This window comes from Neobacillus sp. KR4-4, assembly GCF_042136325.1.
Taxonomy (GTDB): domain Bacteria; phylum Bacillota; class Bacilli; order Bacillales; family Cytobacillaceae; genus Neobacillus.
Map to the genome: position 1 here is coordinate 92,538 of NZ_JBHHJU010000014.1, position 12,602 is coordinate 105,139.

12 protein-coding genes and 2 pseudogenes are annotated in these 12,602 nt (G+C 40.7%); 11 read left to right on the plus strand and 3 right to left on the minus strand.

The genetic code is table 11. The features are described from left to right. Positions 1-443 precede the first annotated feature (443 nt). A pseudogene (locus ACE198_RS15665) lies at positions 444-1,413 on the plus strand (LLM class flavin-dependent oxidoreductase). 95 nt (positions 1,414-1,508) lie between these two features. On the opposite strand, the gene ACE198_RS15670 reads toward ACE198_RS15665, so the two are convergent. Next, positions 1,509-2,738, minus strand: a complete 1,230-nt coding sequence (locus ACE198_RS15670; RefSeq protein ID WP_375376181.1) for a benzoate/H(+) symporter BenE family transporter — start codon at positions 2,736-2,738, stop codon at positions 1,509-1,511. Positions 2,739-2,829: 91 nt separating this feature from the next. On the opposite strand from ACE198_RS15670, the gene ACE198_RS15675 reads away from it, so the two are divergent. Then, positions 2,830-3,405, plus strand: coding sequence for a helix-turn-helix domain-containing protein (locus ACE198_RS15675; protein ID WP_375376182.1), 576 nt, complete (start codon positions 2,830-2,832; stop codon positions 3,403-3,405). A 62-nt stretch (positions 3,406-3,467) separates the two neighbouring features. On the opposite strand, the gene ACE198_RS15680 is transcribed toward ACE198_RS15675, so the two are convergent. Further along, positions 3,468-3,713, minus strand: a complete 246-nt coding sequence (locus ACE198_RS15680; protein ID WP_285850867.1) for a VanW family protein — start codon at positions 3,711-3,713, stop codon at positions 3,468-3,470. Positions 3,714-3,767: 54 nt separating this feature from the next. Here ACE198_RS15680 and ACE198_RS15685 point away from each other — a divergent pair, with 54 nt between their 5' ends. Beyond that, positions 3,768-3,899 (plus strand): hypothetical protein, encoded by a 132-nt coding sequence (locus ACE198_RS15685; RefSeq protein WP_285850866.1) that lies wholly within the window; start codon positions 3,768-3,770, stop codon positions 3,897-3,899. Between the two features lie 580 nt (positions 3,900-4,479). Here the strand turns inward: ACE198_RS15685 and ACE198_RS15690 are convergent. Further along, the gene (locus tag ACE198_RS15690) at positions 4,480-5,460 is read right to left on the minus strand and encodes a zinc-binding alcohol dehydrogenase family protein (protein WP_375376183.1); all 981 of its coding nucleotides are present in this window, start codon (positions 5,458-5,460) and stop codon (positions 4,480-4,482) included. A 271-nt stretch (positions 5,461-5,731) separates the two neighbouring features. Between ACE198_RS15690 and ACE198_RS15695 the strand changes: the two genes are divergently transcribed. The 8 genes and pseudogenes from ACE198_RS15695 to ACE198_RS15730 all read left to right on the plus strand — a co-directional run bounded on the left by ACE198_RS15695 (position 5,732) and on the right by ACE198_RS15730 (position 11,616). Next, positions 5,732-6,016 (plus strand): putative quinol monooxygenase, encoded by a 285-nt coding sequence (locus ACE198_RS15695; protein WP_098575183.1) that lies wholly within the window; start codon positions 5,732-5,734, stop codon positions 6,014-6,016. 234 nt (positions 6,017-6,250) lie between these two features. Further along, entirely contained in the window at positions 6,251-6,598 is a 348-nt protein-coding gene (locus tag ACE198_RS15700) for an ArsR/SmtB family transcription factor (RefSeq protein ID WP_098575185.1), read from the plus strand. A gap of 11 nt (positions 6,599-6,609) precedes the next feature. Continuing rightward, on the plus strand, positions 6,610-7,575 hold the full coding sequence (locus ACE198_RS15705; protein ID WP_251455840.1) for a TIGR03571 family LLM class oxidoreductase: 966 nt from the start codon (positions 6,610-6,612) through the stop codon (positions 7,573-7,575). Positions 7,576-7,611: 36 nt separating this feature from the next. Next, positions 7,612-8,634: an LLM class flavin-dependent oxidoreductase gene (locus tag ACE198_RS15710; RefSeq protein ID WP_375376184.1), complete on the plus strand. Its 1,023-nt coding sequence runs from the start codon at positions 7,612-7,614 to the stop codon at positions 8,632-8,634. A 140-nt stretch (positions 8,635-8,774) separates the two neighbouring features. After that, positions 8,775-9,074 (plus strand): annotated as a pseudogene (locus ACE198_RS15715) (iron-sulfur cluster assembly accessory protein). Positions 9,075-9,219: 145 nt separating this feature from the next. Beyond that, complete coding sequence (locus ACE198_RS15720) at positions 9,220-9,732, plus strand: type 1 glutamine amidotransferase domain-containing protein (RefSeq protein ID WP_375376185.1); 513 nt, start codon at positions 9,220-9,222, stop codon at positions 9,730-9,732. Between the two features lie 92 nt (positions 9,733-9,824). After that, positions 9,825-10,541, plus strand: coding sequence for an SDR family oxidoreductase (locus ACE198_RS15725; protein WP_251455834.1), 717 nt, complete (start codon positions 9,825-9,827; stop codon positions 10,539-10,541). A gap of 175 nt (positions 10,542-10,716) precedes the next feature. Further along, the gene (locus tag ACE198_RS15730; protein WP_251455832.1) at positions 10,717-11,616 is read left to right on the plus strand and encodes an aldo/keto reductase; all 900 of its coding nucleotides are present in this window, start codon (positions 10,717-10,719) and stop codon (positions 11,614-11,616) included. Positions 11,617-12,602: the final 986 nt, after the last annotated feature.

Genomic DNA, 12,602 nt, shown 5'->3' on the forward strand with positions numbered 1-12,602 from the left:
AATTCAAAAAAATTTGAATTTATACAGCGACTTCAGCAGCATCCATCAAATTCAGCAGTGGGAGAAGAAATAAAAATAAGGATAGGAACATACCCGACAGTAAGAAATTTGCTCAGGATTGAGAATCAGCACAAAAGGCATTTATGGCAGTTGTTGCCGCGATAGCGTTAATGAAGGATCCTCTAAAACAACAACAGACCGGAGTAGCTTTGTTTGGACGAATGGGAAGATGTTAATCGGATGTTTTAGTGTACCTAAGAGCATAGAAAATTCCCGGCTACGCCAGGAATCGTGTCGCTCGCTATGCATTGCTCCTAATGACTAAAAGTGTGTTGGCGGCTTTTTAGGGGCATCGGACCCCTAAAAAGGCCGACTGCCTCCATGCTGAATTAACCCAGGTATTTATCCTCTATAAATCAAACATTAAGGAAGAAGATGAACGTATGTCTAACCATATAAAAAAACTAAATGAAATTCCGTTTTCGGTACTTGATCTTTCACCGATTGTGGCCGGAAGCACACCAGCTGATTCATTTCGCAATACAATGGAGTTAGCACAGCTTGCTGAAAAACTTGGGTATAACGCTATTGGCTCGCTGAACATCATAATATGCCGTTTATCGCCAGCTCTGCCACTTTTGTATTGATAGGACATGTCGCTGCAAGTACATCAAAAATCCGGGTAGGTTCAGGCGGGATCATGCTGCCGAATCATGCGCCACTCGTGATTGCTGAACAGTTTGGGACCCTTGAATCCTTATATCCTGGCCGAATTGACCTTGGTCTTGGCCGTGCGCCAGGTACAGATCAGCTTACTGCCCGTGCATTAAGACGTGATTTGAGAAGTACTGGAGATGACTTTCCAGAACAGTTAGCTGAACTCCGCGGTTACTTTGATCCTGACTTAGTACAAGGAAACAAATATGTTAAGGCTGTTCCAGTTGAAGGTTTGAATATTCCAATTTGGTTGTTAGGTTCAAGCGGATTTAGTGCCCAGCTGGCCGGAGGACTTGGTCTGCATTCGCATTTGCCGGCCATATCTCACCACATAACACGCTGCCTGCTCTAAACTTATATCGACGTTCATTTAAACCTTCTAAAGTACTGGACAAGCCGTATGCAATGGTCGGGTTAAACGTGATTGCAGCAGAAACGGATAAAGAAGCACAGCTTCTTGCAACTACTCTCCAACAGCAGTTTTTGAATTTAATGCGTGGTAAGGATGTGCCGTTCCAACCACCAGTTGATAACATTCATGAAATGGCAAGCAACTATGAAATAGAGGCTCTTCAAAATTCATTAGGTTTATCTATTGTGGGCAGCCCTAAAACAGTGAAAGAAAAGCTTCAGAACTTTATAGAGGAAAGCGGGGCTGATGAAATTATGGCGATTGCCCAGGTGTATGATCACTAAGCCCGCCTTCGTTCTCATGAAATTTTGGCAGATATTACAAAAGGGGAATAATGGTAAATGGCTTGGAGGAAACTCCAAGCCATTTTTTGTGACTATTAAACCGATTGAGTTGTTTGATCCTGTGAAGCAGAAGTTTTTAAATCTGTTCGATCTAAGAAGAAGGAAGCTAAGGTTCCTCCAACCAATCCCCAAAAAGGTGCCCCGATATGAAAGAGAGAAATTCCAGAAATCGTAATCAAAAATGAAAATAAAGCACCTGTTTTAAAACGCCCTGAAAAGCTCGTCTTCAAAGAGTCAATCAGGACATTAATCATGGCCAGCCCCCCCAGCATTTTAATTAATGAGGAGGGAATCAAATGGGGAACGGCTGCTGCCATTGGTGCAAAAACAGCTAATAAACATGACAAAATTCCTAATACGATTGCAGCGGCATAACGATTTTCTTTCAATCCAGATTCCTTACTTGCTAATAAGGCAGTCATTGGACCGGCAATACAAGCAGAATGGCCGCCCATAAAACCATTAAGAATCGATCCAATCCCGCTCCAACTCGTCATAGAATTAATGGGCGGGAGATAATTCGCACTCTCCAGAACAGCAATTCCTTGAGCATTTTGTATTGCGATGACCGTAAGCACTAACGGAATAACCAGTTCGCCCATCACAGATAAATTAAAGGAAGGAAAGACCACGTGCGGTACCGCCAAAAAAAATGATACACCATGAACTTGAATTCCTGGTAATACTTTTAATAAAACAATAGATGTGAGAATTGCCCCAACAATGGGAGGGAATTTTTTTGACAGCTTGCCGAAAAAAGAAATAACAAGAAATACTAGAAAAGGAATTCCATTTAACAAGGGATTGTCGAGAACAGAACGAAACATATCTGTACCAAAGGGAAGAAGGACGCCGGAAACCATTCCCATCATGACTGGCATAGGTAGGACCTTCATTAATTTATGGATCATTCCAGATATTCCTAAAAGAAAAATGACGATGCCTGTAACGAGATAGGCACCAACTACCTGGCTAAATGTGTAATGAGATAAGGATGCTCCGACAAGAATTGCACCAGGAATTGAAAAAGCATATCCAATCGGCTGGCGGTAATAAAAGGAGAGACCAATCGATAGCAATCCCCCAATTCCATAAATAGCAAAGATCCAGGATGTAATCGCTGAATCAGATAGGTGGCCTTTCGAAGCAGCTTGTAAAACAATCAGTAATGGTCCAGTTGCGCCGAATAGCCAGGCCACAAAACCATTTGAAATATTTCCAATCGATAATAATCGGGGAAATTCAACAATATTCTTCTTCCACAAAGTACTCACTCCTAAAATAAGCTACAGTATAGTATAATATATTAAAACTGATAAAATGTATATAATAATATACGAAAATATGGAGGACCTAATGATGGGATTAGAAGATGAACAAACAAGAAAATTAATTCAACAAATGGGCGGGCTGCTTCGGAACATTAGAAGCGAACAAAAATTGAGCCTCGAGGAGCTTGCCGAAAAAACAGGTGTTAGCAGGCTCACGTTAGGAAAGATTGAAAGGGGAGAAACGAATCCTACATTAGGAGTTGTATGGAAAATTACAGAAGGGTTATCGATCCCTTTAACAAGAATTTTAGTAATGGACGACCATGTCGATCTTTCGAGATGTGGAGAGGGCTTTATGATTTATGGGCCAGACCAAACATGGAGAGTAGAGACAGTTTTTCGGAATACAGATGGACCAACAATGGAAATATATCGAGCATTTCTTGGACTGCAAGCCATGTACTCGCCGGAGCCGCATCATCAAGGAGCAATGGAATTTGTGACGGTAATGAGGGGAAATATCAGCTTTAAAGTCGAGGAGAGGGTATACCAACTCAAACAGTTTGATTCCATTAAGTTTGAAGCTGCGAGCAAACATCTTTATAAGAATATCGGTGATGAAGAGGCCGTGTTACATGTAGTGGTGAGATATCCTTCTTAACACTTCAAAGATTAAATTTTCCATAAAAACCCAAGTAAGCAACCTCACTTGGGCATGTAATTTCAATCCTTTGGAAGAGATGGAACATTTTTAGGCCTATAAGTAATGACATCAGAAGAATAATCATTAACAATCAATTTGTCCTCTAGTGTTTTCGCCTGAATGAGGATAGGCTGGTTGTAATTATTTTTAAAAATTAAATCAGGCCCATTCCAGCTCACTTGGGCATCTCGTCCAGGAGGAACGTATGAACCTTCCCTGCTGTGTGAGGAGCGTTGAATCACATTTATTCCCGACTCGCTTCGCAAAGCAAAAGAAAAAATGGAAAAACGAAAAACAAGAAGGAAAGGGAGTTTGGAGAAATGGAATCTATGTCAATTTTTGAAGTAGTACGAATTAAGCAGGAAATTAAGGAATCGCAGGAACAGTTTGTAAAATATTCTATCCGTTCACCTGAGGATCCTCAAAATTTAGCGGATTCTTACATAGCGTAAGACCGGGAAGTGCTCCTTGTGTTAATACTTAAAAAATACGTAGTGGGGTTACATAGAGCTTATATTGGGAGTTTAAATGCGAGTATTGTTCATCCGGTGTGAAATGCGCTATTCTAAATAATGCGGCCTCTAGTATGGTCAGCCATCAACACCCAAGCAGAGACCCCTTAAACATAGTATCCTAAACTAGAGTACTCTTAGTTCAAAGTTTAGGTTTAATGTATATCCTAAAAAAGATCTTATTTTTGTGTTTCAGATTGGGATAGAACGTTGGAATCAATCAGTATAGGAAGTATCTTTAAAGAAGTACCATCTGGACCATATCATAAGTAAAAGAAAGTTTCTTTGTGTAATTAAAGCCGGCTGCGATCAGTCGGCTTTATATTTATATCCAATTGCAATTATCGAATCACCTATTTATCGGGAAACCTCATTGTTTTTTATACTCTCTGCAAACAGGTTTTTAAACAAAACCTTCTAGTACAATTTTACCAATCGTCCTATTGCTCTCCAAAAGTTTGTGGGCTAGACGGAGATTTTCTGCTGAGATCGGTCCAAGGACTTCGGCCAGTGTTGTCTTTTATTTTTGATGGTCCACAGCATCAGCAATACGATTAAGCAATAGATGCTGCTCAATCATATCATCTGTTTCGTAAACAGGGCGAGTAAACATAAACTCCCACACGAAGGTGACGCTTTTTTGCTTAAGCAATTTGAGGTCCAGCGGAGAGGCTGGATCATCGATTGCGCACACAACTCCTTGCGGAGAAATAGCTTCGGTAATACCGGCCCAGTGTTTTTCCAAAGCATTAAGGCAAAAAATGTACGGAACGTTTGTAAATCCAATTGCTTGAAGTTGTGGAAGGAGCGGGTCATGGTGATTAATGGTATAGTCAGCGCCCATTGATTTAACCCAGCTAACAGTTTCCGACCGGGAAGCAGTCCCGATTACAGTAAGCCCCGCTTGTTTTGCAAGCTGAGTGGCAATGGAACCTACACCCCCGGCTGCACCAATGATCAGCAGAGCCTTTCCTTTGTTAGGGCCCGGATCTTGGGAAATAGACATTCGGGTAAATAACGCTTCCCAAGCTGTAATGGAGGTTAGGGGAAGAGCTGCGGCTTCCACAAATCTTAAGGAAACAGGTTTGCGCCCAACGATTCGTTCATCGACCAGATGGTATTCACTGTTTCCTCCTTGTCGTGCAATACTGCCAGCATAAAAAACTTCATCTCCCGGACGAAACAATGAACAGTCCGGTCCTGTCTCTTCGACGACTCCTGCTACATCCCAACCTAGAATTTTAGGAACTTCCTCAACTCTTTCCTTAGGAGCACGTACCTTTGTATCAACAGGATTGACCGATATGGCCGAACCAATAACTTGAAGGTCAAACCCCTGCTCAATAAAAATTTGTGCGGGGCCCTTTCCATTAAAATTCTCTTTTACAGCTCTTATTTTAAAGTCGGGTGTATAAGAAATAGAACGTTCGGACACATGGTCCACATTCGGATTACTCTCTAATAATTTTATCTGAATCTCGTTAAATATAATTTTACTCATTTTAAATTTCCTCCGGTTATTCCTCTAAATGATTATAAACGGGTTTTTGTCCAGCGAAAACAATAACCCGAATAAGGGACTTTTTTTAAGTGTCCATTATTCGGGTTCGTAGGCTTTCGGCTATCCAAATGTAAGAAAAATACACCAAAAATTAACTCTGATTCAATATGAACCCAGCATCGTGTAAAAAATATACCTTTAAAAGACGACCTAGTAAAACTTTATAAATATCGTAACACGGACAAACTATTCATTATTAAGGGGGATGAAAATGGAGCATATTGTAATTACTGCTGTATTAAAACCAAAAGAAGGCCTGCAGGGGCAACTATTATCAGAACTCAAAAAGGTCCAAGCTGCATCAAGGGAAGAGGCGGGTTGTATAAAGTATGACTTGCACCAATCTGAAGACCAAACTTTTGTTTTATATGAAGTGTGGAAGGATGAGGAAGCGCTGGAACACCATATTCAGTCGGCTCATTATCAGGAATACAGGAACAATATTGCAGACCTTGTATCAACTAGAGAAGTGTATAAGCTAAAGATAATGGAATAAGTTTACAAAGATGGAGTGGCGGAACCGTCGGAAAAACCTGTTATATGCAGGTTTTTTAGTCGTCTTTTTTAAGATGGGAGTTTTTCGCCGTATCTCCTTCGAAACAAATCTTTTGATTTGGACGGACCAGATGGCTAATATATTAATATCGCGAATTACCGATTTGGCGTTATACTTTCAGATCATCTATCCAGCTTCCATTGGGATAGTGATAATCGATATAGAAAGAGGCAAATGACATTGAAGCAGGAATTGGAACGCTTAAATGATGAACAAGCCGTTGAAATTTTTAAGGCATTGTCGAACCAGACGAGGGTGAGCATTCTTCAAATGTTAAAAGATCCCGACAGTCATTTTTCACCGCAAGCCCATATTATTGCTGATGAAGGATTTGAAGGCGGGGTTTGCGTAGGGGATATCCGAAGCAAGGCCGGGATTTCGCAATCCACTACTTCACAGTATTTATCGATTCTGCTGCAAAGCAGACTGGTTGAAATGAAGCGAATCGGACAATGGACGTATTATCGCCGTAATGAGGAGACGATTAAAAAGTTCGAAAAATACATTGGTACAAAAATATAAGGAGAATTGAAGTGAGTTTATTACAGCATCGAGCATTTAACAGGTTGTACCAACAGGATAAAATGACGCTTGGTTTCGCGATTCCGACGGCAAGGATGTCCAAATATCCGATTATGGAAAATCAGCTGTCGCTTGCCCGCAAAATTGAAGACCATGGTTTCGCGGCATTGTGGCTTCGGGACGTTACGATTCAGAATTTGAATATTGATGATAATGGTCAAATGTATGATGTATGGATTTATTTGACCTATCTTGCGGCCCATACCAAGGATATTGCACTTGGGACGGCGAGTGTGGTCCTCCCGCTGCGCCATCCTGTCCGAGTGGCAAAGGAAGCATCATCTATTGACCGGTTGTTTCCTGAACGCCTGATCATGGGAGTGGCTTCAGGAGACCGGGATAAAGATTTCACAGCTTTGGGAATATCCAAGCTGGAAAGTGGAGGGCTGTTTAAAAAGAATTATGCATTCCTTGAACGGCTGTTAAAGGAGGACAATCCGACAATCAACAGCGATTTAGGCATCATCGATGGAACGGATATGAGAATGATCCCCAAACCTTTTTCTTCGATTCCGACCATGGTGACAGGATTCAGCAATCAATCGATTGAATGGATCGCCCAGAATGGGGACGGCTGGATCCAGTACCCGAGGATTTTCCCACAACAAACTCAATTGATTAACGAATATCGCGAGTTGTCGGAAATTCACGCTCCAGGAGTGTTTAAACCTTTCACTCAGACTTTATTTATCGATTTATCGGAAAATATCGATTCGTTTCCTGTTCCGATTCCGTTAGGATTTCGTGTAGGGCGCAAACAGTTATTAGAAATTCTATATCAATTTCAATCCATTGGTGTCAATCACCTGGCATTTGTATTGTATTTTTCAAAGCGCCCTCCCGAGGAAGTCATCCAGGAGCTTGGAGAGTTTGTGTTGCCTTACTTTCCGACGCATAAAATTCCAGTATTAGATTAGTTTTTTAAAAAATTAGATAGGGAAGAAGATGAACTTATGTCTAAACATGCAAATAAACTAAACGAAATTCCATTCTCGGTGCTTGATCTTTCACCGATAACAGCCGGAAGTACTCCTGCTGACTCTTTCCGCCATACATTGGAACTCGCACAGCTTGCTGAAAAACTTGGTTACAACCGTTTTTGGCTCGCAGAACATCATAATATGCCGTTTATCGCCAGTTCCGCCACTTCTGTGGTGATGTCCCATGTGGCAGCAGGTACATCAAAAATCAGGATTGGTTCAGGAGGAATCATGCTGCCGAATCACGCACCGCTCGTCATCGCTGAGCAGTTTGGCACTCTTGAATCATTATATCCTGGGCGAATTGACCTTGGTCTGGGGCGGGCACCCGGTACAGATCAGGGGACCGCTCGTGCATTGAGACGCGACTTGGGAAGTACCGGAGATGACTTTCCTGAGCAATTAGCGGAACTCCGCGGTTACTTTGATCCATCACTGGCACAAGGGAACCCTATAAAAGCGATTCCAGGTGAAGGTTTGAATATTCCAGTCTGGCTGCTGGGTTCAAGCGGCTTCAGTGCGCAGCTGGCCGGAGAACTGGGTTTGCCATTCGCGTTTGCCGCCCATTTCTCGCCACTTAACACTCTGGGTGCTCTACAGATCTATCGCAAGGCGTTTAAGCCTTCGAATGTTCTCGATAAGCCGTATGCGATGGTGGCATTGAATATCATTACAGCAGAAACGGATAAAGAGGCAAAGCGCCTTTTTACAACAATACAGCAGCAATTTTTGAATCTGATGAGTGGCAACCTTACACCGCTTCAACCACCGGTAGATGACATATCCGAAGTGGCCAGCAGCTACCAATTAAAGGCTCTCGAGCAGCAATTAGGCTCATCGAATGTTGGCAGTCAGCAGACGGTAAAGGACAAGCTGCATACATTTTTGGAGGAGAGCCAGGCAGATGAAATCATGGCCATTGCCCAAGTTTACGACCACAAAGCTCGCCTGCATTCATACGAGCTTCTGGCAGAAATTACAAAAAGCGAAAGGTAAAAAGGAGGACATCAGCAAGGAAACCTTTTTGATTTTTCTAGGGAATTGAATATGGATGAAACCGTGAAATCAGGTTATGAGGTTGTTTACAGGATTCCTTAATTAAAAAGATAAAAGTTGTTAGAATAGGAGACAATGATATGAACTGCAAAATTAACCGAAATGCTGCTAAAGTGCTGAAACAAATGTTGGAAAGTGAAGAGGCTGAAGGGAAAATGGTTCGTGTCTACGTTACATTGGACCATGGGGACCATGCCCATTATGAAGTAAAACTTGATACGCCCACGGACCATGATGAAATTTTGAAAACAAACAAAGGCATTGATGTTTTACTTGATAAAAGGGAACCGTTTTTAGATGGGGTTTGAATCAAGTATTTCTATGTGCCGCAAGCAGGATTTGACATCACGAATTCTTCCAAAGGGCATCACCATCATTAAACACGTGACAGAGCGATACTAAATGTTTTTATACCTTCATATATCTAGCAGTATCATATAATAAACACAGTAGATTACTGTATTTATTGTGTTAAATGAGAATAATACCAACGATGCTTTTACAATTATAAGGGGGCTCATCATAATGAGCAAAAAAATCGCTACACTAATAACAGACTTATTTGAAGATGTAGAATTCACAGAACCAGCACAAGCATTTAAAGATGCTGGTCATCAAGTGATCACAATCGACATACAGGCTGGAAAAGATATTACTGGTAAAAAAGGTGAAGTAGTAAAAATAGATAAAGGAATTGGGGAAGTTAATCCTCAAGACTTTGATGCTTTACTCATCCCTGGCGGCTTCTCTCCCGATTTATTACGAGAAGACGACCGTTTTGGTGAATTTGCAAAAGCATTTATACAAGAAGGTAAACCTGTTTTTGCCATTTGCCATGGCCCACAAGTATTAATTGATACAGACCTATTAAAAGGCGTCGACATAACAGGTTTCAAATCAATAAGGAATGATCTCAAAAATGCAGGTGCTAACTACAAAGATGAAGAAGTTGTGGTAAGCAATAATATTGTAACAAGCCGTTTTCCGGATGACATTCCTGCCTTTAATCGTGAATCCTTAAAATTATTAGCTGAATAATAGCGTAAGTACTCAATAGTATCGTTTTAGAAATTAATATTTCACAATAAATTTCAATACAAAAAAGGTTTTAATAAGAAAGGGGTTTTACTATGTCATTAAATGGTAAACGAGTAGTTGTTTTAGGGGGTACTTCTGGTATTGGTTTAGCAACTGCCAAAGCGTTTCTCGATCAATCAGCTCAAGTGATCATTGCCAGCCGTTCTGTTTCCAAATTAAATGAAGCAAAACAAGTTCTTGGTGGCAATGTAGAAGGAAATGAAATCGATTTTCGAAGCGAAGAAAAAGTAGCAGAATTTTTCAGCAAGGTTGGAAAATTTGACCACCTTGTGGTAACAGCAGGAGAAGGCGCAATGGGGCACTTTAGCGAATTGCCTGTGGCAAGTGCTAAAGAGGCGTTTGATAGTAAGTTCTGGGGGCAATATATTACCGTCCGCTCAGCACTTCCATATTTAAACAATGAGAGCTCAATCACCTTAACCTCTGGTGTATATGGCGTTCGTCCTCCTCAAGGCGCTACTACGTTAGCGGCAATCAATTCAGCCATTGAAGGATTGGTTCGAGGACTTTCCGTAGACCTAGCCCCTATTAGGGTAAACGTGGTTTCACCTGGAATTGTAGACACTCCAATCTATGCAGGAATGCCAGATGATCAGAGGCAAGCACTGTTCAACGGCATTGCACAACAGCTCCCTGTTGGACGGATTGCAAAGCCGGAAGACATAGCTGAAACCTATGTATACCTTGCTAAAAATGGTTTTACTACTGGTACGGCTGTTCTTATTGATGGTGGAGCCCACTTAGTATAATGGCCTAAATGGATGTTGAATTGAAGCTTATCACCCTGCCAAGCAGCGGTTCTAACTAAAATAGAAATAAGTTAAGAATTAAGTAATTTACTGGCGGCAATACTGCAAAAGAGTATTGCCGCCTTTTTTGTTATTAGGTACATGAAAAAGATACAAAAGGAAGTGTTGATTTTTAATGAGTGTACAGGACGAAAATAAATTAACAAAAATAAAAAATTCCCTTGAAAGTCGTGTAGTTACATTGCCTGATGGAACTTCTATGCCAAGAATAGGACAAGGAACTTGGTACATGGGAGAAAATCCTCAAATGAGAGAAAGGGAAATCAAAGCTTTACAACTCGGAATAGAATTAGGCATGAAACTAATAGATACGGCGGAAATGTATGGTGATGGCGATTCTGAACGCTTAGTAGGTGAAGCAATTAAAGGACGAAGAGATGACGTCTTTTTAGTATCAAAGGTGTATCCTCATCATGCAGGATTAGATATGATTGCCAAAGCGTGTGAAAACAGTCTAAAAAGGCTGGGAACCGAACTTCTTGATTTGTACCTTTTACACTGGCGAGGACGTGTGCCATTAGCAGAAACCATTGAAGGAATGGAAAAGCTACGCAAGGAAGGAAAAATAGTAAGGTGGGGAGTCTCCAATTTTGATTCCGATGATATGAAAGAGTTATGGAACACCACTAACGGAAAAAATTGTATGATTAATCAAGTATTATATCATCTTGGTTCAAGGGGTATAGAGTATGATCTCTTACCATGGCAGCGAGAACATCACATGCCTATTATGGCATATAGCCCGCTAGCTCAAGGAGGTTCTTTAAGAAGACAACTGTTAACGGATCCAACCATTTTAGAGATTGCAGAAAAATACACTGTACAACCCTTACAAATCGCTCTCGCTTGGACAATCCGTTCTAACAATTGTCTGGCTATTCCAAAAGCTGTTCAAGAAGAACATGTACTAGCAAATGCGGAAGCTGCTATTATTGAATTAACAAAAGAGGATTTAAATAGACTTGATGAAGTATTTCCGCAACCGACTAGAAAAATGCCTTTGGACATTTTATAGAAATTTTGAGGATAGACAAGAGAGAAGGGATTGAATGTGTATATCAACAGAGGTATTGGGAAGATTTACTCCAGATGCAGCGCTGAGGAGGCTCCCGGCTCGCCCGCGGAAAGCGAGCACATGGAGCCAATTGCTTTTTAACTATGAGCCCTCCCTTCACTAAGTAGCGGAATGGTGTGATTAGCTTACTTCTATTACTTTTTAAGAAGCAATGAGAATGAATAAGCAAATGAAGCACATTGCCTACTACACAAAGAAAGTGGCTCAAGAGGGGGAAAAGGCAAGACCCACCTATAGGCGGTCTAGGAATCCCTATCGTAATCATCGTTTGCTTTTTAAAAACGAGTTTTGAATGAAATGATTTAAGCTTCATTATAGTTGACCTTCCCAGAGGTTGAATCTTCCTTGAAATATATTTAGGAAAGTGAAAGAGAGCAGTCAAATGACTGTTCTCTTTAATCTTTAAAAAAGTGAATTTACCCGCAAATCCAATTATTTAATGAGATTTCCTTGATATTTCTTCGTTTTTCTAGTTTCTTCAATCGTGTTCCAGTAAACTTCTGGTTTAGTACAATTAAGCTAGTATTAAATCATATTTAGGTGGGATGGAATGTTTGTAGCGTATTCTGATGCTTCAATCCAAAAATTCCAATTGTTTAAGATTCCACCTTAAAAAGACGGGATGGAAAACCAAGAAATAAGAAATATGTATCCAAGGACACTAAGGAGATCCTTAGAAGACTTAATATAAGAACTCAGGTAATCCCTCGAAAATATAATGTTGCTAATCGAGTGTGCTTTGAGAATAAATATCATAAATCTACTCCAATCTCCTCTATTAACTGCAACTACTTTCAAGAGGGGGAGAATTTTCCTAATTATTACTTACTGTTATAGGTTTTAGGTTTCAAAGGCTCTTAACCCATTTGGTTGGGGGTCTTGTTTATTTGGGAAATCCCTAGACCACTTGATGTATGGTGTGACAA